Origin of the sequence: Candidatus Enterococcus huntleyi, from assembly GCF_009933175.1 — a bacterium.
GTDB classification, from domain to species: domain Bacteria; phylum Bacillota; class Bacilli; order Lactobacillales; family Enterococcaceae; genus Enterococcus_K; species Enterococcus_K huntleyi.
On the sequence record NZ_MAEJ01000018.1, the window covers coordinates 1 to 24,166 of the forward strand.

The following is a 24,166-nucleotide window of genomic DNA, read 5'->3' on the forward strand; positions in this document are numbered from 1 at the left end:
CTTCCGGCGTAAGTTTCATTCTTCTTTTTCCCATAACAAATACCCCTATCTAGGATTTATTTATTTCTTTGTCCTAGATAGGGGTAGCATACCATGACGACTAGTCTCAGGTTTTATTTGTCTTAAAAATATTTGTATAGATATTTTCCTCAAATGTGTCTTCAATAAAAAGCCAATCCAGTTATACTACATGCTGCATATATTTTTTTAATTGGAAAATATGAATGCTACTTAACACGATGAACATTCCTAAACATATAGATAAGGACCAGTAGAAGGTGACGCCCCATGAGCCACTAGCATTGCCATTACTGATCTGTGCAACTTTGATCACGGCGATAGAAATCAGGACATTGCAACTGAGCGAGCATAGCAGAAAGGTCAGGGAATAGATTAAGACTTCCATGATTTTTACTTTCAATACTTCCCATGAAGAAAAGCCAAGTATGATTAGCTGATTCACGGTAGCCAATTGTTGCTTGCCAGAAACTAAGGTAATCACGAGTACATTTACGAGAATAATCAATAGCGGAGCACCCACATAGAGAATAAAGATTAACAAATTTTCGATATTTTGTTCTTGAACAGTTCTGGAAGCTACTTGGCTAAGAATATTTACCATAATAGATGAAAATCCAGACAATAATACTGCTCCTGCAATCATCGGATTTAGTAAGGAAGTGAGATAATCTTTCTTTGCCAACACCTCCCAATAGGCCGTATTGACTGTAGCAGATTTCTCTCTTGGTAGCAGCCGTGTCCAAATTTTAACAACAGCGGGTAGGATAACTGATCCGGTTAAGTTGAGTAATATTAATAATGTAAAGATGATGATGAAACAAAGTTGAAATCCTAGTGAATTAAATGAAGTTGACTTATTTTTAGAAAGTGATATAAAAATCTGGTAATAACAAGTGCATAGAATTCCTAGGCATAAGAAAATCATTAATAATAGGAATAGCGTAAATTTTCTTTTGCTTGGCTTTTTAAAACTAAAAATATCTTTCTGCGAACGAATAAAGACTTTTCTAGCATGTTTAAACCCACCTAATCCACCAAGTAGGAAACAAAATAGAATGGTTACTAAGAAAGCTGAAAAGGAAAAATTTATTTGAATAGAAGGTAACATGGTCTGTCCAACGATGGTTTGCATCCAATAGTACAGATAAGAAGTGAAAGGGACAGCTATTAAATAACCTATGAACCCACCAATTGCACCAACGATTGCTAGTTGTCCGCCGATGAGTAAGGACAGTTGAGTCGGATTGCTGCCGAGAATCGTCCAGAGAATGTACTCTTCCTGAAAATAATTGATAACTAACCGAATGACACCACCAATAACAAAAAATAGTGTCAGTCCGCCAAATACAGTTGGCATTAAAAAGATAGGCGTTGGATCATTTTTCCCTAACAGCACTTGATTATTTTCTTGAATCAATGAAAAGAGACCGGTTAAGCAAATTCCTGATAAGAATCCTGCCACAATAAATATGAATAAAGAGCTGACCCATATTTTCCATGAATGTTTAAACTGTAACCAAACTAACTGAATCATTAGGCAGGCCTCGTTTCTTCACTCATCGCTTCAAATAATTGAGTTGCGAAAGGCTTAGAGATGCTGTGAACTAATTGGCCATCTTTCATAATAATCGCGCGATCTGTGTTGGCAGCCAATTCAATATCATGTGTCACCATAATGACGCACACGCCTTGATTAGCCAGGTAGCGCAGTAAATCAAAAACGATTTTTCCGGAAACGGAATCTAGAGCGCCCGTTGGTTCATCCGCAAAGACAACCTCACAATTAGCCACTAACACGCGAGCAATAGCGATTTTCTGTTGCTCACCACCAGATAAGGCATCCACAAAACTCGTGATATCGGCATGAAATTTCAGCTGATCTAGCAAGCTTAAAATTTCCTGTTTATCAATTTTCTTTCCTGCTAATCTCAGCGGTAAGACAATATTTTCAAAAGCAGGCAAGGCGGGTAACAAATTATAAGCTTGAAATATGAAGCCTATTTTTGTACGGCGAAATGCTGCAATTTTTGACGCACGTAGCTCGTAAGGATGAACGTCCAAAATGGTAACTTGACCTTTTGTAGGAATGGATAATCCAGACATACAATGTAATAAGCTAGTCTTACCTGAGCCCGATGCACCAATAATACTCAAAAATTCACCTTTCTCTGCCTCTAAAGAAATATCATGTAAAATCTCCATCGTTTTCCCACTCTCGCCAATTTCGACGCTTTTCGTCACATTTTCTAGAACAATTGCTTTATTTTTAGTCATTATTGACCTCCGTTATGGCGTGCACGCAATAAGAATATGATTTTCAGGGACAATTGTTCTTTTTCATAAAGAGTTCAAGTAGGTGGATGCGCTCAGTATAGTTATTCGGTTCGCATAAGTTCTTTGACGGCTATTTATCTTGTTTGAGTGTAACACTAAATGTACGGTAAAAGTAAAATATAAGGAAAAGGGATATGATTAGTGAACGATTGAGACTAATTGTACTGAGAATAATGAACAGAAGGAGGAGAGAGGCGTTATTAGCGGGAAATCCAGCTATTTTTTGCAATAAAATAAACCACTCGTCTCAAAGTAAGCGGCTTATCAGTGATTCTTGTTCACGAGTATTTATTTAGATGTGGATCTACCTATACGCCTAGCTTTTCTTTCAAAGCTTCTGTGAGTGTCGCAGAAAAGTTGATGCCAGCCTCATTGCCTAGCACGTTCAAATACTTGGGAATGGATAGCGTCTTTTTTACCACAACATTTTTCATGCGTGCTTTGAATTTGATTAAATCAATATCTACTAGCGTTTCTATATCGGTTTCTGCTAAATCAATCTTTGTATAATTTGGCTCTGGAAACAAATGCCCCCGATTTTCTAATTCCACCAACATATTGCCGATATAATCTCGCGCCATATCGATTGCATTCGCTAAATCTTTACCCTGGGTAAATCCCTCAAAATCAGGAATTGAGACTAGGTAATCATAGCCAGAGGAATCTTTTTGATAACTGAGTATTACAGGATATACAAATGTTCGTTTCATCATTTTGGTTTCCTTTCTGTTACTTGAGCTGATATTTTTTGATAAGAGCTTGAGCTAGCTGCTCATTCATTTCACGATGTCGTACTATTTCTTCCAGATCATGTCCATTGGTATAAATATCATGTTTACTGCCGTGTCTCAAAAAGTGCCAACCATTTCGTTTGAACATTTTTACTAGATTTCTAGTCTTCATGAAAACTCCTTCTTATTCAGTATCATACGTAATTAATACGTATTAGTCAATAAAATAGCCAATTTAGTTTAACTACTAAGTAAGTTACCGACTAAATTGTCTATTTCTTTAATTTTTTCTTCTCTATATAGATTACGTAGACTGAATAGAGTTTCTTTTTTTCATAGAAAAAAGGCCACTAGCAAATAGCTAATGACCAATAATAGTAAATTCATAAAAAACTTTTCAAAAAAACGGCTTACTTCTTGGGTTCGTCTTCGTCCATTTTCAGAACGGCCATGAAGGCTTCTTGGGGAACTTCGACTGAACCGATTTGTTTCATTCGTTTTTTCCCTTCTTTTTGTTTCTCTAATAATTTACGTTTACGAGAAACGTCACCACCGTAACATTTAGCCAATACGTTTTTACGTAAGGCTTTGATGTCGGAACGGGCAACAATCTTTTGACCGATTGCGGCTTGGATAGGCACTTCAAATTGTTGACGCGGAATTAATTTCTTCAGTTTCTCAACAATGGCCTTACCACGTTCGTAAGCAAAGTTTCTATGGACGATAAAGCTTAGCGCATCGACCTTTTCAGCATTTAAGAGAATGTCCATCTTGACTAGTTGGCTTTCACGATAGCCGACCAATTCATAATCAAGTGAGGCATAGCCTTTTGTACTTGATTTCAATTTATCGAAGAAGTCAAAGACAATTTCTGATAATGGAATTTCATAGACCACATTCACCCGGAATTCATCTAAGTAATCCATTGTAACGAAATCGCCACGTTTACGCTGAGATAACTCCATTACTGCACCAACATAGTCATTAGGGACCATAATTTGTGCTTTCACATAAGGTTCTTCAATTTTTTGAATAGTCCCAGGATCCGGGAATTCTGCAGGATTATCAACGACAACCAACGATCCGTCTGTTTTCTCAACATGATAGATAACAGAAGGGGCAGTTGTGATTAATTCCAAATTGAATTCGCGTTCCAAACGTTCTTGAATAACATCCATGTGGAGCAATCCTAAGAAACCACAACGGAAACCAAAGCCTAGTGCTTGAGACGTTTCTGGCTCAAATTGAAGAGCCGCATCATTTAATTGTAATTTTTCTAAAGACTCGCGTAAATCATTATAACGAGAAGTATCAATTGGGTAGAGACCACAGTAAACCATTGGGTTCATTTTACGATAGCCATCTAAAGCTTCTTCTGCGGGATTATCCGCTAAAGTAACCGTATCCCCAACACGCGTATCTTGGACGGTCTTAATCGCAGCCGTAATATAGCCGACATCCCCAACCATTAAGAAATCACGCGAAATTGGCTTAGGCGAGAAGATCCCAACGTCAGTTACATCGAAAGTTTTGCCATTGCTCATTAGCTGGATTTTATCGCCTGGCTTCACGACACCGTCCATAATTCGGACGTTCAAAATAACACCGCGGTAACTATCATAGATTGAATCAAAGATTAAAGCTTTCAGTGGCGCTTCAACATTACCAGTCGGCGCGGGTACATATTCAACGACTTGCTCCAAAATATCTTCAATTCCAATCCCAGCTTTGGCGCTGGCTAGGACCGCTTCACTGGCATCAATTCCAATCACGTCTTCAATTTCTTGACGAACGCGCTCAGGATCAGCGGCTGGTAAATCAATTTTATTAATGACTGGCAAAATTTCTAAATCATTATCTAGCGCTAAATAGACATTTGCGAGCGTTTGCGCTTCAATTCCTTGGGCTGCATCTACGACTAGAACAGCACCTTCACATGCAGCCAAACTACGAGATACTTCATAGGTAAAATCGACGTGTCCTGGTGTGTCAATCAAATGAAAAATATAGGTTTCGCCATTTTTGGCGTCATAAGTTAATTCAACCGCATTTAATTTGATGGTAATCCCACGCTCACGTTCAAGATCCATTGAGTCTAAAAGTTGTTCTTGCATTTCACGAGTAGTTACTGTATCTGTTTTTTCAAGAATTCGATCGGCAAGCGTCGATTTTCCGTGGTCAATATGGGCAATGATTGAAAAGTTTCTAATCTTTTCCTGCCTTTTTTTCATGTCATTTATATTCATGGATTAATTCCTCATTTCTTTTATTCAGCACTTACCATTATACCAACGAAACCATGAGAATTAAAGTACTTTTCAAAACACGAAGATTTCCCACTTTTCCTCGGCATTTGTTATACTATAAATATAAAGAATATTGGAGATGAAAGAATGGACCAGAAAGATTTTCGAGAGAGTCTTGAATTAAAACCAGTCGGTGAGGAACATGTCGGACAGTTCAATGAACTTCTGTCTTATGTGTTTCAAGTCACCCAATCAGATATTGAAGAAAGTGGCTTTGAGAACAAACGTGAATTTATCAAATCAAAACAACCCATCCTAGAATTGTCGAAAGTTTTTGGTTGGTTTCATGAAAATAAACTAATTTCTCAAATTGCTATTTATCCATGTGAAGTAAATATTCATGGCTCTATTTATAAGATGGGGGGAGTTACCGGGGTGGGAACCTATCCTGAGTATGCCAATCATGGCTTGATGAAGGACCTGATTGCGCTAGCATTGAAAGATATGCGCGAAGATCAGCAATGGATTTCTTATCTCTATCCCTACAATATTCCGTATTACCGCCGAAAAGGCTGGGAGATTATGTCGGATAAGCTGACCTTTAAAATCAGAGATACGCAACTGCCTAAACAAGTGCCGGTCAATGGGATGGTGGAAAGAGTAGCTGTCAATCATCCAGATGTGATTCGTGTATATGATCAATTTGCCCGTCAAAATCACGGTTCACTGATTCGCAGTGAATTTAATTGGGAAGAATATTGGCGTTTTGAAAATGAAGAAGAGCGAACTGCTGCCGTCTACTATGGCGCCAATCAAGAACCATTAGGCGTCTTGTTTTATTGGGTTGCCGAAGAAGTCTTCCATATTAAAGAGTTATTTTATATCAATCAAGAGGCTAGAAATGGTCTTTGGAACTTTGTTAGCGCACATTTTTCGATGGTCTATTGGGTAAAAGGTGATATTTATAAAAATGAACCTTTAGCATTTCTATTGGAAGATAGTCAAATTAAAGAATCGATTGAACCTTATTTTATGGCTCGTGTCGTTGATGTCAAAGAATTTCTACAAATTTTTCCTTTTGCAAGTACAGCGAAACCTTTCCATTTCGTGATTGAAGATCCGATTGCTGAATGGAATAATGGCGTATTTAGTGTCCTGTGGGATGAAAATGATCAAGTTCATATCTCAGATGAGCTTTTAGGAGCCCCCGTTAAATTAAATATCCAGACTTTTACTTGTCTGATGATGAATTATCGTCGGAGTTCTTATCTACATCGAATTGAGAGAATTGAAACGGATAAAGAAACGTTAAATAGCTTAGAGCGCATTATTCCTGATACGGAAGCCTATTTTAGTGATTACTTCTAAAAATAGAGTGTCACTTATCATCAAAATGAAAATAATAAACGAAATGAGGATATGAAATGAATATTTATTTTGCCGCACCTATGTTTGCTAAAAGTGACTTACAATACAACACAATGGTAGTTGAGAAAATCCGAGAACTTTCTGAAGATGTCTCAGTCTATTTACCACAGGAGAACGGAGATATTAATAACAAATCTGCCTATGCTGATAGCAAAATGATTGCCCAAGCAGATACTGAAAAGGTGTTAGAAAGTCAATTATTGATTGCTTTATTGGACGGATTAGTAATTGATCCAGGGGTTGCTTCTGAAGTTGGTGTAGCTTATGCGAAGGGGATACCCATGATTGGTTTATACACAGATACACGTCAACAAGGAAGCGATAACTCTAAAAAATTAGCGGCATTAGCTGAAGTGGCTGAAAATCAATTCCATTATGTGAACCTCTATACTGCTGGTTTAATTAAGCTAAATGGAACAATTGTTTCGACTGAAGATGCTTTATTAGAGAAGGTCAAACAATGGTTAGATAAAGAGTCGATTACTAAGGATTGATTAATTAATGAGAATGGAAGTGTCTAAGCATGGAAAAAAATGAAAAAAAAGTTCAACTCTTTATGCTACTATTTGGTCTATTTGTTTTTGGGTACACGATTTACGAATTTATCATTGGTAAATATTCTGTCACTCAATCGTGGATTTTCGTCATCGAAGTAATTGCCAGTATTGCACTGATCTTTTTACCGCAGCTATTTCGCAAATTATTTAAATTGAACGTGCCCACATCAATTATTTATTTTTACTGGTTCTTCTTATTAATCTCTGCGTTTATTGGGACTGGCTTACATGTCATCAGTTATATTTCTTTTTGGGATAAAATTCTTCATGCCGTTAGTCCAATGCTATTAACTGCTTTAGGTTACGGTTTGATTGGCTTTTTCATGAAGCGGGCAAAAATTTCTGAGACGAGTCCTTGGTTATTCTTGTTATTCGGATTTGCTTTTGCAGGGCTCTGCGGAGTCTTTTGGGAATTTTGGGAATTCGGTTGCGATCAATTCTTTAATATGAACTTACAACGTTATTTAACCAGTGGAGAAGTCGAATTAATTGGTCGCTCTGCCTTAATGGATACGATGGGGGATTTAATCACGAATACAATCGGAGCTTTGATTATGGGAGGCTATGCTTGGTTTATGAGCAAGAAGAATGCTACTTATTTTGAGAATTATCGATTAACAAAATGCAAGTAAACAACTAAGCATCATCTAGTAAATAGCGTTATTTAAAAAAATGAATATTCCTGCTACTAATGAGGGGAATATTAAGTAAATCGTATGAAATATTTACATCAAAAAACTTTATAGGCGAATATTCTATAAAAAAATAAAAGCGGCCTGTCTATTCACTGTCAGGTCGTTTTTTGTATGAGAGAATAAAATAAAAGAGTAGGCAACCTAATACTTGTTGTCTACTCTTATCACATGAAGTTATCCAATCTGTTTAACTCTCCCGCCTATTTGGTTCGCAAATTCTTCTGCATGTTCTTTACAAGAAAATGTCAGCAAAATTCGCGGATTTTTATTACGTGTTCTTTTTCCATCCTTTGCGATATATCCGTGGAGAACCTTCACGACAAACATAGACCTCATCTCCTTTCTTTGTTGTATTTATAATAGGAGGTTTTTGTTTTCACGTCAAGAAATCGAACTCGGAAATACCGAAAATGATAAGGAGATAAAATAACAATTATAACCTTTTGGATTTTTCGACACTCATTTCCCCAAAAACTGACAACGTTTATATTTATCGCTTCATTAGACGGTAAAGATTAATATTATGGTAATCAGCTTAAAGAAAGATAACAAATTTTTACGAATGAATTATACAGGGAATAGTCATTGGATTTAATCAATTTTAAGTAATTATATGTATTAGGCACTGATGCTGTCTCCAATTCTATTTCTAGCTTTGAATCCACGCTAGGCCCTCATGTGTGATAGTATAAAATACTAATTTTCCTTTTATGTCAAAGAAAGCAATATTTGCATACCCAAAGTCAGTGTTTTCCACTGTTTCACCCAATCGGATATCAAATTTGTTATAGAAAAATGGATCTATTTTTTTCAAATCCTTAAAAATTCTTTCTTTCTCAGCTAGGTTTAAATCAAATTTATAAAGCAATCCTTTTGCTCCAGTATCATTCCAATTAGATACAGTTTTTTGTGTCACCAAAATAGCTCGATATTTTTCTATAATGAAATTAGGCTGATTATCATCCATGAGCTGTAAAATTTCAATATATTTTGTCTGTTTCTCTAAGAAATTTAAAATTTTCATATAATCATTTTTATTAGTGATTTTAGTTAATTTCATCCTGTTTAACCTCCAAAATTTGTATAAACTAACGAATTTTATGATTTCTATTATAGCATGTGAAGTCACTGAACAGTGCTAGATTAGTCATAATTAGTGAGCGGCCAAAAACGGATTTTTACATGGGAGAGCTGTATTATTCCTTTTTCCGATAGTCAAAATTCAAGGAATGAATTCAAAGAACGGAGACTTGCAATTACTTCTGGAAATTGTACAATACAAAAGAAGGGAATGTGATACGATGAATGATTACGAAAAACAATTAGAAGAGTTAAAAGCGGGGGAGATTCAGGAAATCGAAGTAACTAGAGAAAATTTCTTTTTATTTCGAGAAGCTTGGATAAAAAGAGAAGACCGAAAATATTTCGTTGGTGAAGCACATTTAAATGGTGGGGTAACCTATCGTTATGATCCAACTGTCTTATAAAATTAGTAGGGAGGTATGACAAAGTTTTTGTCGTTCCTCCCGTTTTTTATACGCAGTCTATTTATAGCCTCATTAGTTATTTTGAGAGATTATTTGCTTCAAAATAGGGAATGTCAGAATTATTTTGTTTGATTATTCCTCGACGCTTTCCTTGATATTCATTTTCTTCGATGGATACTAATTTTTCGGCATTATCTATATAAATAAAATAAGAAACTTGTTCATCTGAAAAAATTGCTTCTATTATATAAATCTTATTATGGTTTGATTCGTTCGGCGTATAAATCTGAATGGTTTGAATTGACTCAGAGGGTACCGTTGTCTCAATAGTCTGGATTATTTCGAACACATCCTCAGGAACATCTTCTTTACTTAATGTTTGATTAGTAGTTGCCGAAATCTCAGGTGCTGACTCACTGATATCCGACTGAGTGGCATGCATAGCCATGTTTACATCACTAGATTGGCTCTGCGAATTTTCTTTAGCACAAGCCGTTAAAAATAGGAGACTTCCGAATATAGAAATTATTACAAGTGATTTTTTCATAGTCAGTTATGACCCTTTCTATTTTGATTTAGACTTCAAGAGGGTAAGAACTGTCAGTGGGAGACATAGCACTAAGTAACCAATAATGGTAAATATAAGTACTTTTATCCAAAAAGCAGCACCTGAGAATAAAAGAATTCCACCGTATCCAGCTGCAATCGATAGAACATAGCAGATGAATAATTGAAAAAAACGTTTAAAAGTCATTTTTTATCTTCCTTTGTATAAAGTTTTATATGAATGATATTTTGAGCATAAAGACATTTTAAAACTAGCCTAAAAAAACATTACACCAATTATAGCAAATTTATCCGCAAAATTAGAAATATTTTGCCCCTTCTAATCTCGTATAGTAAAAAAACTGAAAGAGCGAACTAAATCGCTCCTTCAGTTAGGCAATTTGCCCCTGCCAAGGTATCCTTAGTGTAGCATAAAATTTTTGAAAGGCTACGGAAAAGATAAAAAATATTTCACCAAAAAATTAAAAAAAATAAAAGAATAGCCACTCACCTTGCGTATATTTACTATGAATGGACCTAGTACGAGTGAAAGAAGTGACCTATTTTTGTATAGATAGGTGAAAATTTATCGATTATCGTTTAAATTATTTTTGATAAAGTAAAAAAAACGCTTTAAATTCTAAAAATAAGGTATAATCGTATTATGGGGAGGCGATAATATGCAGGATAATCGACAGATTGATCAATTGAAAAAAGATAAAATGAAGTATGTTCAACGTCTGGCTGCTTATTATCAGCAGATTGACTCGATTGATATAGGAGAGAAACGCGATAATATCATTAAGGAGATTCTGAGTAATCGCCAAGAAATCTTTTCAATCAATAAGCAACTTGAAGAATTAGAAAAAAATTCGGCGGAGGAAAGAAATACATGATCTCTGATTCAAAATAATAATAGGGCAGAGCACGACTATTCTCATGTTCGACCCTATTATTTTCTTTTTTATAATTCGTTGATGACACTGGCCTATTTGTATAATTTTTTCAGTTGGAAATAGTTGATCAGTTCTGATAATCCATTAAAAATTAATAAGATACCAAAAACCTGACAGACAACTAATAAAGTTTTAAAGGGGTTAAACATTAAAATTAATCCGGCAATAATCATTAAGCCGCTAAAGAATAACCAAGCACCTTTGGCTTTCGTCGCATTCAATGCTTGCAGAAGTTGTGACGCGCCATTGACTACAATTAGCAAGCCCAAGAAAAATGGAATAACGCTAAGGATTGCTTTTGAAAAGAATAACACGATTAGCGCCAGCAGAATAAAAAATAGACTTGTGGCCATACTGAACCCGTAGCTACCAGTTTCTTTGTGCAACCGTAAAGCAGCTAAACAATTAATAATTCCCATTAAGAGAAAATAGCCAGCGATAAAATAAATGATTGCTTTAAAGAAAAAGCCAGGATTGGAAAAGGCGAACACGCCGACTAATACATACGCAATTCCCCTTAAAATTGCATATTTCTGAAACTGTTGAAAAAAAGCTTCCATACTCACTCATCCTTTCTGCTCTAATTGTACCTAATATCTGAGGAAATGACGAATTATTCGCTGTGGGAGATCCTTTTTGTTTGTGAAACCGAAAACAATCCGATATAATGCAGGTATGAATAAAAATGGGGGAATGCTTTGTGGAAATTGCAGACACAAAATATACTGAGATGGACCGTCATTTTACTTCTGTTTTTAGGGATATGGCTTGTGGGATTGAATATGATAATTTAGATGATGCAGAGCAATGGTTAATTACTACGTGGGGCCTCCAAGAAGGCCATCTGATTGAGTTATTTAAAACAAATCCTCAATTGGAAGTTGACGCGATGCTTCTGTTAGAAAAGCTAATAAAAAATTAGGATGTTGTAGGAGGTTTCTTTGGATGCAAGAAGAACAAGTTGAACTAGGCCAAAATTATCAATGTCAGCCGATTGGTTTTGAAAAAATTGTTGTAGGGGAAGTTGTTTCAAAAATGACTAATTGTGCGGTCATTCGCGTGAATTCATGTGAAACGGTGGATACTGAACAATTAGAGGCAAAATCTAATATGGTTGTTGCTCGATATGATACATTCAATCAAGTATGAAACTAGGGATATATTCTTGGCGTAAAAATGAATGATAACTTCTATAGATTGCGATATCAGTTATTTTGACTAATATCGCAATCTTTTTCTTTTAAAATGGAAAATAAATTAATTTTTTACTTGAGAGTCTGTTATGATTAAGAGGACTAGAAATTATGGAAAGGATGGGGTGCATGAGTATCTTTACGATATTGTTATTTCTGTTTGTGATTATCATGTTTTTATATTTAAATATAGTCAGAAAAGAAATTCGGATTACCGCAATTAGACGGAAAAACACAACGATTTTTATTATTTGCCTTGCGATACTTACTCTTTGGCTGACAGTGACGACTTATACAACAATAGATGAGCAGATACGGGGCGTGCTTTCTGCCTTGATATTTTTGAGTTTTTTATTGGATCGAAAAGGGCTCAGCGAGGAGCGGATTATTCTCAATGTGTTTGATCGTCGTGGCGTCATGTATTCAGAGATTGACCGAGTTGTGCTCTATCAGGTCAAAGATTCAAAGGAAGTTAGAATGAATTTTTTCAAGAAAGGTTTAAGAGGTCCTTTGTTAAATTTCTCTTTGCCAATCGAAGAATTAGTGCTTTTTCTCTCAACAAAACTTGGGGAAGAAGCAGATTTAGAAATAGTGATAGAGTAAGAAAAAGAAGCTTTGAGATACCACTCAGGCTTCTTTATTTTCGTTTATTAAAAAGAGACAAACGTTTTCTAATGACATTACAACTGAGAAATCATCAAATTAACAGGTTAGGGGTATAAACTTACAGTTATTAATTTTTTTAGGAATAAACATACACTATTGTCTGTTTATTCTGAATAAAAAAGAGAATTGGGGTTTTACAATGGAAAATGAGCAGGATCGGTCATTCTTTGGGCAACCCAAAGGTCTTTCGACATTGTTCTTTACAGAAATGTGGGAAAGATTTAGTTATTACGGGATGCGTGCCATACTCATTTATTATATTTATGATACCGTAGCTAATGGTGGGCTAGGTTTACCTCGAACAACGGCACTAGCGATTATGTCAATTTATGGCTCCCTAGTATTTATGTCAAGTATCATTGGTGGTTGGCTTTCTGATCGAGTGTTGGGTTCGCGGAAAACAGTCTTTTATGGCGGCGTGTTCATCATGGTTGGTCATGTTGTTTTGGCTACTCCACTTGGGATTGTTGCGCTTTTTCTTTCGATGATTCTAATTATTATCGGTACAGGGATGCTCAAGCCAAATGTTTCTGGAATGGTCGGCCATCTGTATTCGAAGACTGACTTACGACGAGATGCTGGATTTTCAATCTTCTATATGGGGATTAATATGGGCGCCTTACTTGCACCCTTTATTGTTGGAACGCTTGGGCAAAAATACAATTATCATTTAGGCTTTTCAATCGCAGCTTTCGGAATGTTCTTTGGTTTACTCCAGTATTATATTCAGGGAAAGAAAAGTTTAAATACGATTGGGCAAGACCCTACAAATCCTATGGATATGGCGGAGAAGAAAAAATTCGTTACAGCTACGGTTATTGCTGCAATCGTTGTTGCAGTTATTTTTGGAGTCGCATATGTGACTAAAAATTTAACCATCGATTTCTTTGTCAATGCAATCAGTCTATTGGGAATCATGTTGCCTGTCTATTACTTTACAAAAATGCTTACGTCAAAAGATGTTACAGCGGAAGAAAAACCTAAAGTGATGGCTTATATTCCTTTATTTCTATCAGCTATCGTCTTTTGGTCTTTAGAAGAACAAGGCTCATCTATTTTAGCCTTATTTGCTAGTGAACGAACCAAAGAATCGCTATTTGGAATTTCAGTAGCAGCGAGCTGGTTTCAATCGTTGAATCCAATTTTTGTTTTTATTTTAACACCCGTCTTTGTAACTTTATGGACAAAATTAGGTAAGAAACAACCATCAACTGTCGTGAAATTTTCGGTTGGATTGATTTTTGCGGGTCTCTCTTTTGTCTTATTAATGTTTCCAGGATTACTGTTTGGAACGGATTCAAAAGTTAGCCCCTTGTGGCTGGTCCTAAGTTTCTTTATTATGATTGTTGGAGAGATGTGTCTCTCACCAGTTGGCTTGTCAATTACAACAAAACTGGCACCACGAGCTTTTGAAGCACAAACAGTTGCTATTTGGCTACTTGCCGATGCTGCTTCACAGGCAATCAATGCGCAAATCGCGCGCTTCTACACACCTGCGACAGAATCAGCTTATTTCGGTATTGTAGGAGGCGTGGCCGTCATCGCCGGAATCATTCTCTTCTTAGTAAAAAATCCGATTAAAAAATTGATGGGCTCTGTTCATTGATTAAACAGGCTGAATGAAGGAAACAAGCTCGATAAACGATAAACAAATACTAATCACTCTTTTTTACTAGTAAAGTGAAAATAAAAAAGTCTTTTCTTTTATTCAAAGGATGCGTCATTCTTTCGCGTATCTTTTGAATGAAGAGGGCTTTTTTATTTACTCTAATAGCTGAGAATCGCAGAGGGTGAAGAATTAGCAACCAGAGTATACGGCATCATTGGAATCAGTTATCGACGGTCTATGATTTTTAAGAATGATATAGAGGATAAGAGACGAAATTATTATTAATCTAAGGTACACTATGACTAACACAAGTAAAAATGGAAAATAAATACAAATTAAACGTAAATTTACTATGCGATTATGGCATAATGACAAGTAAAGGAGAGGGGTTCTATGTCAAATCTCTTAGCTGATCACAAATTGGTAAGAAGAACGCAAAAATCGATTGAGGTCTAACGATGGTTACTTATTAAGATTCGTTTTTATAGGCAGTCATTCCGTCTGCTGTACAAATCAAAAACCTCTTAAAAATACAGAACAAACGTTCCATTTTTTGTTATAATATACTTATATGAAAAAATCTCAGTACAAAGAAAGAAGGATGTGATCACGTGAGTCTACAGTTTATTATTGGTTCAGCAAAACATGACCACGAAGCTTCTATAATCAAAGAAGCCAATGAATGGCTCTCCAATAATCCTAAAAATGAAGTCTATTTTTTAGTTCCAAACTATAATAAATTTGAGCAAGAGCAGGCAATTCTTTCTCAGCTTCGTCATTCGCAAAATTTAAAAACAATTAGCACAACTAGAGTACAGGTGTTTAGTTTTTATCGTCTGGCTTGGTTTTTTCTTCAGCAAACAACCTTGCTTTCAGGGAATGAATTAAGTGAAGCCGGTGCGGCGATGATTTTTAGGCAAATTTTAGAGAAAGAACAAGAACAGTTAACAGTCTTTCGTGGCGAGGTTAACAAAACTGGGTTTATTCAACAACTATATTCGTTATATATGGAGTTAAAAGGTGGAAATATTGCGCCAGAAGATCTCAAATTTGTGGGAACAAAGCCGCAAACTAATAGTGAAGAGACAGTCAAAGACGTTGACCAACAATTAAAACTAGCTGATCTACACTTCTTATTTTCCAAGTTTGAAGAAGAGCTAGTGAAACGTGATATTCTTTCCCCGGACGTTTTAGATTTATTAATTAATTATCTACCAACACTAGATTTAGAGCATACAAAATTTATTGTGTCAGGTTTCTCGCATTTTAATGGACAGGAACATCAATTAGTTGCAACCTTAATGACCTATAGCCACCTAACACTCGCTTTAATTCTAGATAAAAGCTATCCAACTGAGAAACCCCATCCGTTGAATTTATTTAGAGAAACTGGTGAATTATATTACCGTTTGAAGCAAGTGGCTAATGCACAAAAAGTCCCAACCTTTATGGACAAAACGGCGCCAGTCAAAAACAGACGCCCTGAGTTTGAAGCACTCGATAATTCATGGGTAGCTACACAAAATCAAGAATCGTTTGAGAAGAAAACTCTGGAAAATAATCAGGCGATTCATATCTGGAAAGCGGACACGCCAACGGTTGAAGTGCAACAAGTAGCTGTGGAAATTCGCCGTTTAGTCGTGGAAGAAGGCTATCGTTATCGAGATATTCAACTGCTAACAGGAGAAGTTGATCTCTATAAACAGTTGATTGAACCCACGTTTAATCAGATGAGTATTCCTTGTTATATTGATGAAGATCAGCTGATGGAACAGCATCCATTAGTAGAATTTCTAAATTCGCTGTTTGCTATTGATCGGTATCATTACCGTCAAGCAGATGTTTTTCGTTTTTTGCGCACGGAATTATTTTTACCTGAAAAGAATGAGCAAGACTGGGAAGAGCAAAGAGATACGTTTAGACGTCAGGTAGATATCACGGAAAATGTCGCTTTAGCCTATAATTTCCAAGGCAGCTTTTGGACAAGAGAGCGTGACTGGCACTTCATTTCTTATGATTTCGAATCAGAAAGTCTTAACGAATCTGATTCACTGGAAACCATCTCCAATACAGTCCGAAAACTACTTCAAAGTCGATTACCAGAATTTTTCACTGCTATCAAAGAAGCCAAAACAGGTGGACAAGCCGCAACTATTCTCTATCAGTTCTTAGTGAATGCAGGAGTGGAATCACAGTTAGTCGCGTGGCGAGATCAGGAAGTAACTAGAGGAAATCTGGAAGCTGCCCGTAACCATGAACAAACCTGGGCCGCTTTAATCGATTTATTAGATGAATATGTGATTATTTATGGAAATGAGGCTTTTGATTGGCGGACCTTCCAAGATATTTTAGCAAGTGGACTTGAGAATCTAAGCTATGGAAAAATTCCGACAGCAATTGATCAAGTACAGGTCAATAAGCTGGACTTAGCAAGAATTGACCAAGAAAAAATCACGTTTGCCCTAGGCTTAAATGAACAGGTTTTTCCAAGTCAGTCAGAAACAAAAGGCCTACTAACTAGTGAAGAGCGACAATTATTAAACGACCGCCTGGAAGAAAACCAGTATTTAGTGGATGCTTCTAGTCAATCGATGGCGCAAAAACCTTTTCAAGCCTACTTAGTCTTTCTTTCTGCTAGTGAAAAACTTTATCTGACGTTTGCCGCAAACTATGATACCAAAAAGAATATTCGAATTTCGCCTTATGTTGCAAGAATTAGCCAGTATTTAGGGATACCTATCCAAGACCGAACTGCCTTAAATTTAACAAGTCCGCTGTCAGAATTCGTCGGCACGTACCGCAATTTAATTAGTAGTTTAAACACGCTTTATCGTCTATCAGACGAAGCAAAGGTCAATCTACCCGTGAATTGGCAAACAATTGAAAAGAAATTGAAGAATTCAGCGTATCGAACAATTGCTGAAAAAGTTTTTTCTAGTCGTCACTATCAAAACATCCCAGTCTCTCTCTCTGCAGATTTAGCAGGAGAAATTTATGGAGAAGACTTGTATGCATCCATTTCGCGAATGGAAAACTTCTACAATTGTCAGTATAAATATTTTGCTAATTTTGGTTTGAAATTAAAAGAGCGTGAATTATATGGTTTAACGCCAGCTGCGACGGGTGATTTTTATCATGAAGCCCTAGATCAATTCTTTAAATTACTATTTTCGAGAAATTTATTGTTAACTGATTTGAATGAGGAGACACGAAAAGAATTTACTGATGAAGTATTGAAGAGTGTCTTTGGTGAAATTCGTTTTGATATTTTAGCTAGTTCTGCTCGAATGAATTATATTCGCTACCAGCTTAGCCAAACGATTCAAAAGGTAGCTTGGGCACTGCAAAAGCAGAGTCAGCGTACAGGTATGACACCTCTACAAACAGAAATTCTATTCGGCCAAATTGCGGGTGAGAAAGGTATTCCAGGATTAGAATTACCATTAAAAAATGGTGGAAATTTACATTTGCGTGGGAAAATTGATCGTCTTGACATCGCCAAAACAGAGGACCAGACTTGGCTGAGTGTCGTCGACTATAAATCTAGCGGACGCACATTTGATGTAACGGAAGCTTATTATGGCATGGCAATGCAATTGCTGACTTATCTAGATGTCGCACTGATGGATGCGACACGTCTGACAGGACAAGATAAGGAAAAAGTTCATCCTGCAGGTGCTTTCTACCTCCATGTTCACAATCCAGTTTTGACTTCTGAAGAAACTATCGAAAAAGATACCCTCAAAAAATATAGTTATGATGGGGTATTTGTGGATGAGCCTAGCTTATTTCCAACATTGGACAATAGTCTAGAAGCGAAAGAATCATCCTTACTTTATCCAATAAAGAAAAATGCCAAAGAACTGTATCAGATGAATGCTCTGAGTAAGGATAAATTCTTTACCGAAGAAGAATTAACTCAATTTATGGCGCATAATCGAAAAAATATGCAAGAAGCTGGCGAGTCTATAAAATCTGGTGAAATTCAGTTAAATCCGGCATATAAAGATAAACAACGTATTGCTTGCCAGTACTGTCCATTTAGAAGTATTTGTACTTTCGATGTCATGTTGAAAGAGAATAATTACCATCGTTTAGAAAAACTAACCAAAGAACGTGCTTTACAAAAAATTCAAGAAGAACAACAGATAAAATCTGACGATGAAGGAGGCCGCATAGATGGTTGAAATTCCTAAAAAAGGGCCAAATGAAACGTATACGCCTCAACAATGGCAAGCTATTTATGATGGTGAGGATAATCTACTTGTTTCAGCCTCTGCAGGATCTGGAAAAACGACTGTTTTAGTCCAGCGAGTAATTGAGAAGTTAAAGAATGGGACAAATATCGATGAATTATTAATTGTAACCTATACAGAAGCTGCTGCAAGAGAGATGAAGGAACGAATCCAGCAAGCATTACAAGAAGCTAGCCGAACGGCGACTAAAGAAAGCGATAGACAGCATTTTACCCGCCAATTATTGCTATTACCCACGGCTTCAATTTCAACTTTGCATGCCTTTTGTCTGACAGTCATTCGTCGCTTCTATTATTTAATTGATCTCGATCCTGTCTTTAGAATGCTAACAGATGAGACTGAGACTCTCTTGTTAAAAGAAGATGTTTGGGAAGAGTTACGGGAACAACTGTATGCAAAGGATGAAGCCTTATTTTATCAGCTGACCACTAATTTTTCCAATGACCGCAATGATAACGGCTTAACAGATATGGTCTTTTCATTGTACGAATTTGCTCGAGCGAACCCAGATCCAAAGGAATGGTTGCACTCGCTTGCTGATAATTACCGGGTAGAAGAGGGAGTCGAGCATTCTGCGCTGTATCAGAACTACCTTCGTCCCCAAATTATCAATCAGCTAACTGCTACTATAAATAGTTATGAAAAGATGGTAGAAGTTGCTCAAGTAACTGGCTTAGAGAAAGTTCATGCCTTAGTTTCTGATGAAAAAGAAAGTTTAGAAGGATTCTTGCTCGCGGTTCAAAATAATCAACTTGATGAAGCCTATCGCTATGTCGAATCGCTTGTTTTTGAACGCTATCCTTCTATTAGAAAAGAAGAGTTAAAACCTTATTCAGTCGAAGTCAAAGGCTATCGTGACAAAGCAAAAAAAGGCATCGAAAATCTCATCAAATCGTTTTTCAGTGTATCACCAGATAAGATGAAAGAGTTGATGACTCAATCTTTACCACTCGTTGAATTAATGGGTGAGGTGACGGCTTTATTCATGACTAGCTATCACCAAAGAAAACTCGAAAAAGGCGTTTTAGATTTCAACGATTTAGAACATTTTACCTTACAAATTTTAGCGACCGTTACCGATGGCGTCTGGCAAGCAACTGAAGCTTCTGATTATTATCGAAAGAAATTTAAAGAAGTGATGGTGGATGAATACCAAGATGTCAACAGACTGCAAGAAAATCTGTTGTATTGGTTAAGGGAGCCAGATGATACAAAGGGCAACATGTTTATGGTGGGGGACGTGAAACAATCTATTTATTCATTTAGACTAGCTGATCCAACGCTATTTATCGAGAAGTATACGGCATTCAAAGATGAGCAAGGTGGCCGTAGAATTATTTTGGCAGAAAATTTTCGTTCGCGCTCTGAAGTGTTAGATTTTACTAATCTAGTATTTGAACAATTGATGGATGAAGAAGTTGGACAGATTGAATATGATCAAGCAGCTAAACTAGTGTATGGTTTCCCGGTATTCCCTGAAAGTCAAACGTTCAAGCCTGAACTCTTAATATATGAGAAAGAACAGGAAATCACTGAGGAAAGTCTACTTCCTACTGAATTTATAGAGGATAAAACGGAAGGTGAATTGTATGTAACAGGCTTGAAGATTCGTAAGTTAATTGATTCAGAATTCATGATCTATGATAAAAAGGCCAAGGAAAATCGACCGGTTACGTATAAAGATATCGTCCTATTAACCCCGACTAAAAAGAATAACTTAGCGATACTAGACGTTTTTAAAACATTAGCTATTCCAGTAGAAGTCAATGATGCACAAAATTATTTCCAAGCAACAGAAATTCGGATTATGATTTCCTTATTACAAATTATTGACAATCCGTTTCAGGATATTCCACTTGTAGCTGTCTTGCGTTCGCCAATCGTCGGTTTACTTGAAGATGAGTTGGCTAAAATTCGACTAGTCGATAAGAAAAATAGTTTTTATGAGGCTGTTTGTCTATATGAAGAGCATAAAACTGATGAATTATCTCACAAGTTATCAAACTTCTTAAATCAATTATCTTCTTGGCGTGAACTTGCCAGACGGGAGCCCTTAGCGACTTTACTTTGGACTATTTATGATGAAACTGCATACCTTGATTATGTAGCTGGTTTACCTGTAGGTAGTCAACGACAAGCCAACTTAATCGCTCTGGTAGATCGGGCGAAGGCCTATGAACAAAGTAGTTTCCGTGGTTTGTATCAATTTGTTCGTTTCATCGAAAAGATGCAAGAAAAGGATAAGGATTTAGCTGAACCGTTGACTATTACTGAAGAGAATGCAGTACGTGTGATGACGATTCACGCCAGTAAAGGGTTAGAATTCCCCGTGGTCTTTTTACTAGACATGAGCAAACAATTTAATTTGCAGGATGTTAAGGCACGTTACATGTTCGAAGAAAATATTGGTGCTGGAATACGTTATTTAACGCCAGATACTCGCGTGTTATACGATACATTACCTTATCAAGCGATTAAACAAGTCAAAACAATTAAACTTTTATCAGAAGAGATGAGAAAATTATATGTTGGCTTGACTCGTGCGGAACAAAAATTATATTTAGTCGGCTCGTATAAGAATAAAGCAGATACCCTAAAAGCTTGGTCAGAAGCCTATGAGCAACAAGAACTTGTCCTAGATGCGGCTTCCCGAATTAAAAGTCAAGGAAGTTTATTGACTTGGATTGGAATGACCTTGATGAGGCATCCAGCGATGAAGCAGTACGACGAAAATTATCAGCCGTATGTCCCCTTACAAGAACATCCCGGTGATTTTTCGATTGACTGGATTACACCAGCTCAAATTGCTGAGAAGATGCAGAATTATAGTCAAAAACCCCTGGAAAAAGGGCAGGAAAACCAAGTTGAACTGGCTAAAGGAGACCTTCAAAAAGTCGCACAACGTTTGGATTATCGTTATGAATATGACGCAGCAACCCAGACAACTAGTTATCAATCTGTTTCAGAAATCAAACGGTTATTTGAAGATCCAGATGAGAACCAAACAGCTAAATTAACTTGGGAAAGTCATGAGGAAAAAGCCTTAAACCAACGATTCCGTTACACCGAAGAAACGCTGGCTAAACCTAAATTTCTCAATCAAGAACAAGTGATCACAGGAGCAGCGATTGGAACGGCAACCCATTATATTTTACAGCTATTGCCTATTGATCGAGTACCTTCTGAAAAAGATATCGAAGAATTGATTATGGAACTGGTCCAAAAACGTTTAATTGCGGAGGAGATTGCCAAAAGAATTGATCGAAAGACGATTCTTTGGTTCTATCAAACTATATTAGCTGATGAGTTAATCGCAAATTCTGCGTTGGTTAAGAGGGAGCAGCCATTCTCAACCTTGGTTCCTGCTGATGAGATATTTACTGACTATCCGACAAATCAAGATGATTTATTAATTCACGGAATCATCGATGGCTATTTAGAAAAAGAAGATGAGATAATCTTGTATGATTTTAAAACAGATACTGTTTCAAAAAATAATCAACAACAAGAAATTAATGAGATTAGTCAACGTTATTTAGGACAATTACGACTGTATCAAAAATCATTGAGTGATGCATTAAATAAGCCGGTCACAAAGGTCTATTTAATCCTATTAGCGATTCAAGAGGTTGTTGATGTAACCGAAAAATTATAAGTTGGTAAATAATTTCTAAGCAAACCAACTTACAAAAGGTAAGCCTTATGATATACTTATTTGTACGAGGTGAGGGAGAATGGAACAAGTAAATTATAGTGAGTTTAAACTCTGTCCAAAATTCGAAAAGACTTTTTCTATTTTAGGAAAAAAATGGAATGGGTTAATCATTGATGTGCTATTGGAAAATGGGCCGCAACGGTTTGTTGATTTAGCCAATAAAATCCCCATGGTTAGCGACCGCGTATTAGTGGAACGTTTGAAAGAGTTAGAAAAAGAAAAAATTGTCACCAGAAATATTTCTTGCCAAGAATCTAGTCGCTCAGAATATATGCTCACTGAAAAAGGGGCAGATTTAGAAGAATCAATGAGACAATTGCAAAGTTGGAGTGAACGTTGGGTAACTAAAGAAGAATGTAGTTGATTTACTTGATAAAATCTTGTACACTGTAATCAATTGGATAAGAAAAAATGTCGATGGAAAAGAGTAATTTGGCTGAGACTTATTAGGGAGATTTGTCATAGACTGAGAGCAAATCAAGTACTCGAAAAATGAAGTTCACTTCCGGAGTTTTGTCTATACTATATAGACCGGCGCGAGTCGTTAATAAATTAAGTGCGTAATGACTAGTCATTACGAATTAGGATGGTAACACGAGCCTTCGTTCCTTATTGGATACGAAGGCTTTTTTTCGTTCATTTTTTCCAAAAGAAATTTTAGAGGAGGAAGAAGAAATTATGTCTTTACAAGCACAATTAGAGTCATTAAAAAAAGAAACGCTAGAAAAAATATCAGCGACTGATGATCTTGCACAATTGAACCAAATTCGTGTGGAAACATTAGGTAAGAAAGGGCCCATTACTGAAGTTCTTAGAGGAATGAAAGATTTATCGCCGGAAGAACGACCAATTGTTGGTGGATTTGCCAATGAGATACGAGATTTACTAACTGCTGAGATTGAGAATAGAAAAGTCAGCTTAGAAGCGGTGGCTTTAAACAATGCTTTGGCTAAAGAAACACTTGATGTTACCTTACCTGGAACAAAAGTTTATCATGGTACACGCCATGTATTAACTCAAATAATGGAAGAAATCGAAGATATCTTTATTGGAATGGGCTATCAAGTGGTTGAAGGTTTTGAAGTTGAATCTGATCACTACAATTTCGAACGAATGAATTTGCCTAAAGATCATCCAGCGCGAGATATGCAAGATACCTTTTATATTTCTGATGAGATATTGATTCGTACGCATACATCGCCTGTTCAAGCTCGAACAATGGAAAAACATGATTTTTCAAAAGGGGCTTTACGAATGATTTCCCCAGGGAAAGTTTTCCGCCGCGATACAGATGATGCGACACATAGTCACCAGTTCCATCAAATTGAAGGATTAGTCATTGACAAAAATATTACAATGGGTGACTTAAAAGGCACACTTGAAGTGATGATGAAAAAAATGTTTGGTGAAGAACGAAATATCCGTTTACGTCCAAGTTATTTCCCATTTACCGAACCTTCTGTTGAAGTAGATGTTAGCTGCTTTAAGTGTGGTGGTGAAGGCTGTAATGTCTGCAAACACACTGGTTGGATTGAAATACTAGGGGCTGGCATGGTCCATCCAAATGTCTTAGAAATGTCAGGAATTGACCCAGAAGTCTACACAGGTTTTGCCTTTGGATTAGGACCTGATCGTGTAGCAATGCTTCGTTATGGCGTAAATGATATCCGTAATTTTTATCAAAATGATTTACGTTTCTTAAGTCAATTCAAGGGGGAATAATAAA

At 36.5% G+C, this 24,166-nt stretch carries 22 protein-coding genes; 13 read left to right on the forward strand and 9 right to left on the reverse strand.

Annotated elements, in window-relative coordinates:
• Positions 1-181: 181 nt before the first annotated feature.
• The 5 genes from BAU15_RS10380 to lepA form a co-directional block, all read right to left on the reverse strand.
• On the reverse strand, positions 182-1,555 hold the full coding sequence (locus tag BAU15_RS10380) for an ABC transporter permease family protein (protein ID WP_161842674.1): 1,374 nt from the start codon (positions 1,553-1,555) through the stop codon (positions 182-184).
• The gene (locus BAU15_RS10385) at positions 1,555-2,295 is read right to left on the reverse strand and encodes an ABC transporter ATP-binding protein (RefSeq protein WP_161842675.1); all 741 of its coding nucleotides are present in this window, start codon (positions 2,293-2,295) and stop codon (positions 1,555-1,557) included. Before BAU15_RS10385 ends, BAU15_RS10380 begins: the two co-directional genes overlap by 1 nt.
• Positions 2,296-2,663: 368 nt before the next feature.
• Positions 2,664-3,068 (reverse strand): type II toxin-antitoxin system HicB family antitoxin, encoded by a 405-nt coding sequence (locus BAU15_RS10390; protein ID WP_237580177.1) that lies wholly within the window; start codon positions 3,066-3,068, stop codon positions 2,664-2,666.
• Between the two features lie 16 nt (positions 3,069-3,084).
• Positions 3,085-3,258 carry a toxin-antitoxin system, toxin component, HicA family protein gene (locus BAU15_RS10395; protein WP_161842676.1) on the reverse strand — a complete coding sequence of 58 codons (174 nt, stop codon included), beginning with the start codon at positions 3,256-3,258 and terminating at the stop codon, positions 3,085-3,087.
• A 238-nt stretch (positions 3,259-3,496) separates the two neighbouring features.
• Complete coding sequence (lepA, locus tag BAU15_RS10400; RefSeq protein WP_161842677.1) at positions 3,497-5,332, reverse strand: translation elongation factor 4; 1,836 nt, start codon at positions 5,330-5,332, stop codon at positions 3,497-3,499.
• A gap of 147 nt (positions 5,333-5,479) precedes the next feature.
• Between lepA and BAU15_RS10405 the strand changes: the two genes are divergently transcribed.
• The 3 genes from BAU15_RS10405 to BAU15_RS10415 are packed head-to-tail and all read left to right on the forward strand — an operon-like array spanning position 5,480 to position 7,949.
• On the forward strand, positions 5,480-6,700 hold the full coding sequence (locus tag BAU15_RS10405) for a GNAT family N-acetyltransferase (RefSeq protein WP_161842678.1): 1,221 nt from the start codon (positions 5,480-5,482) through the stop codon (positions 6,698-6,700).
• 56 nt (positions 6,701-6,756) lie between these two features.
• Positions 6,757-7,254 carry a nucleoside 2-deoxyribosyltransferase gene (locus BAU15_RS10410; RefSeq protein ID WP_161842679.1) on the forward strand — a complete coding sequence of 166 codons (498 nt, stop codon included), beginning with the start codon at positions 6,757-6,759 and terminating at the stop codon, positions 7,252-7,254.
• Positions 7,255-7,283: 29 nt separating this feature from the next.
• Positions 7,284-7,949: a DUF2238 domain-containing protein gene (locus BAU15_RS10415; RefSeq protein WP_161842680.1), complete on the forward strand. Its 666-nt coding sequence runs from the start codon at positions 7,284-7,286 to the stop codon at positions 7,947-7,949.
• A 237-nt stretch (positions 7,950-8,186) separates the two neighbouring features.
• Here BAU15_RS10415 and BAU15_RS15590 read toward each other — a convergent pair whose 3' ends face one another.
• Positions 8,187-8,339 (reverse strand): hypothetical protein, encoded by a 153-nt coding sequence (locus tag BAU15_RS15590; protein WP_202622733.1) that lies wholly within the window; start codon positions 8,337-8,339, stop codon positions 8,187-8,189.
• Positions 8,340-8,661: 322 nt separating this feature from the next.
• Entirely contained in the window at positions 8,662-9,072 is a 411-nt protein-coding gene (locus tag BAU15_RS10420; protein ID WP_161842681.1) for a hypothetical protein, read from the reverse strand.
• A gap of 241 nt (positions 9,073-9,313) precedes the next feature.
• Here BAU15_RS10420 and BAU15_RS10425 point away from each other — a divergent pair, with 241 nt between their 5' ends.
• Positions 9,314-9,499, forward strand: coding sequence for a hypothetical protein (locus tag BAU15_RS10425; protein ID WP_161842682.1), 186 nt, complete (start codon positions 9,314-9,316; stop codon positions 9,497-9,499).
• Positions 9,500-9,575: 76 nt separating this feature from the next.
• On the opposite strand, the gene BAU15_RS10430 is transcribed toward BAU15_RS10425, so the two are convergent.
• Positions 9,576-9,947: a hypothetical protein gene (locus BAU15_RS10430; RefSeq protein WP_237580178.1), complete on the reverse strand. Its 372-nt coding sequence runs from the start codon at positions 9,945-9,947 to the stop codon at positions 9,576-9,578.
• 778 nt (positions 9,948-10,725) lie between these two features.
• On the opposite strand from BAU15_RS10430, the gene BAU15_RS10435 reads away from it, so the two are divergent.
• On the forward strand, positions 10,726-10,941 hold the full coding sequence (locus tag BAU15_RS10435; protein ID WP_161842684.1) for a hypothetical protein: 216 nt from the start codon (positions 10,726-10,728) through the stop codon (positions 10,939-10,941).
• Positions 10,942-11,033: 92 nt separating this feature from the next.
• Here BAU15_RS10435 and BAU15_RS10440 read toward each other — a convergent pair whose 3' ends face one another.
• Positions 11,034-11,561: an HdeD family acid-resistance protein gene (locus BAU15_RS10440; protein WP_161842685.1), complete on the reverse strand. Its 528-nt coding sequence runs from the start codon at positions 11,559-11,561 to the stop codon at positions 11,034-11,036.
• Positions 11,562-11,701: 140 nt separating this feature from the next.
• On the opposite strand from BAU15_RS10440, the gene BAU15_RS10445 reads away from it, so the two are divergent.
• From BAU15_RS10445 to pheS, 8 genes are all read left to right on the forward strand, one after another.
• Positions 11,702-11,923 (forward strand): hypothetical protein, encoded by a 222-nt coding sequence (locus BAU15_RS10445; protein WP_161842686.1) that lies wholly within the window; start codon positions 11,702-11,704, stop codon positions 11,921-11,923.
• A gap of 23 nt (positions 11,924-11,946) precedes the next feature.
• A complete protein-coding gene (locus BAU15_RS10450) occupies positions 11,947-12,150 on the forward strand; it encodes a hypothetical protein (protein ID WP_161842687.1) in 204 nt (67 codons plus the stop codon).
• A 173-nt stretch (positions 12,151-12,323) separates the two neighbouring features.
• Complete coding sequence (locus tag BAU15_RS10455) at positions 12,324-12,797, forward strand: hypothetical protein (RefSeq protein ID WP_161842688.1); 474 nt, start codon at positions 12,324-12,326, stop codon at positions 12,795-12,797.
• A gap of 202 nt (positions 12,798-12,999) precedes the next feature.
• The gene (locus BAU15_RS10460) at positions 13,000-14,466 is read left to right on the forward strand and encodes a peptide MFS transporter (RefSeq protein WP_161842689.1); all 1,467 of its coding nucleotides are present in this window, start codon (positions 13,000-13,002) and stop codon (positions 14,464-14,466) included.
• 614 nt (positions 14,467-15,080) lie between these two features.
• Positions 15,081-18,656, forward strand: a complete 3,576-nt coding sequence (locus BAU15_RS10465) for a PD-(D/E)XK nuclease family protein (RefSeq protein ID WP_161842690.1) — start codon at positions 15,081-15,083, stop codon at positions 18,654-18,656.
• Entirely contained in the window at positions 18,649-22,380 is a 3,732-nt protein-coding gene (gene addA / locus BAU15_RS10470; RefSeq protein WP_161842691.1) for a helicase-exonuclease AddAB subunit AddA, read from the forward strand. The genes BAU15_RS10465 and addA overlap by 8 nt, the downstream gene beginning before the upstream one ends.
• Positions 22,381-22,459: 79 nt before the next feature.
• Positions 22,460-22,804, forward strand: a complete 345-nt coding sequence (locus BAU15_RS10475; RefSeq protein ID WP_161842692.1) for a winged helix-turn-helix transcriptional regulator — start codon at positions 22,460-22,462, stop codon at positions 22,802-22,804.
• A gap of 314 nt (positions 22,805-23,118) precedes the next feature.
• A complete protein-coding gene (gene pheS, locus BAU15_RS10480) occupies positions 23,119-24,162 on the forward strand; it encodes a phenylalanine--tRNA ligase subunit alpha (RefSeq protein WP_161842693.1) in 1,044 nt (347 codons plus the stop codon).
• The last annotated feature ends 4 nt before the right edge of the window (positions 24,163-24,166 follow it).

Bases quoted from the DNA above. Each gene is read 5' to 3' on its own strand.
- BAU15_RS10380 (WP_161842674.1), bottom strand. From the start codon at position 1,555: ATGATTCAGTTAGTTTGGTTACAGTTTAAACATTCATGGAAAATATGG.
- BAU15_RS10385 (WP_161842675.1), bottom strand. From the start codon at position 2,295: ATGACTAAAAATAAAGCAATTGTTCTAGAAAATGTGACGAAAAGCGTC.
- BAU15_RS10390 (WP_237580177.1), bottom strand. From the start codon at position 3,068: ATGATGAAACGAACATTTGTATATCCTGTAATACTCAGTTATCAAAAA.
- BAU15_RS10395 (WP_161842676.1), bottom strand. From the start codon at position 3,258: ATGAAGACTAGAAATCTAGTAAAAATGTTCAAACGAAATGGTTGGCAC.
- lepA (WP_161842677.1), bottom strand. From the start codon at position 5,332: ATGAATATAAATGACATGAAAAAAAGGCAGGAAAAGATTAGAAACTTT.
- BAU15_RS10405 (WP_161842678.1), top strand. From the start codon at position 5,480: ATGGACCAGAAAGATTTTCGAGAGAGTCTTGAATTAAAACCAGTCGGT.
- BAU15_RS10410 (WP_161842679.1), top strand. From the start codon at position 6,757: ATGAATATTTATTTTGCCGCACCTATGTTTGCTAAAAGTGACTTACAA.
- BAU15_RS10415 (WP_161842680.1), top strand. From the start codon at position 7,284: ATGGAAAAAAATGAAAAAAAAGTTCAACTCTTTATGCTACTATTTGGT.
- BAU15_RS15590 (WP_202622733.1), bottom strand. From the start codon at position 8,339: ATGTTTGTCGTGAAGGTTCTCCACGGATATATCGCAAAGGATGGAAAA.
- BAU15_RS10420 (WP_161842681.1), bottom strand. From the start codon at position 9,072: ATGAAATTAACTAAAATCACTAATAAAAATGATTATATGAAAATTTTA.
- BAU15_RS10425 (WP_161842682.1), top strand. From the start codon at position 9,314: ATGAATGATTACGAAAAACAATTAGAAGAGTTAAAAGCGGGGGAGATT.
- BAU15_RS10430 (WP_237580178.1), bottom strand. From the start codon at position 9,947: ATGGCTATGCATGCCACTCAGTCGGATATCAGTGAGTCAGCACCTGAG.
- BAU15_RS10435 (WP_161842684.1), top strand. From the start codon at position 10,726: ATGCAGGATAATCGACAGATTGATCAATTGAAAAAAGATAAAATGAAG.
- BAU15_RS10440 (WP_161842685.1), bottom strand. From the start codon at position 11,561: ATGGAAGCTTTTTTTCAACAGTTTCAGAAATATGCAATTTTAAGGGGA.
- BAU15_RS10450 (WP_161842687.1), top strand. From the start codon at position 11,947: ATGCAAGAAGAACAAGTTGAACTAGGCCAAAATTATCAATGTCAGCCG.
- BAU15_RS10455 (WP_161842688.1), top strand. From the start codon at position 12,324: ATGAGTATCTTTACGATATTGTTATTTCTGTTTGTGATTATCATGTTT.
- BAU15_RS10460 (WP_161842689.1), top strand. From the start codon at position 13,000: ATGGAAAATGAGCAGGATCGGTCATTCTTTGGGCAACCCAAAGGTCTT.
- addA (WP_161842691.1), top strand. From the start codon at position 18,649: ATGGTTGAAATTCCTAAAAAAGGGCCAAATGAAACGTATACGCCTCAA.
- BAU15_RS10475 (WP_161842692.1), top strand. From the start codon at position 22,460: ATGGAACAAGTAAATTATAGTGAGTTTAAACTCTGTCCAAAATTCGAA.
- pheS (WP_161842693.1), top strand. From the start codon at position 23,119: ATGTCTTTACAAGCACAATTAGAGTCATTAAAAAAAGAAACGCTAGAA.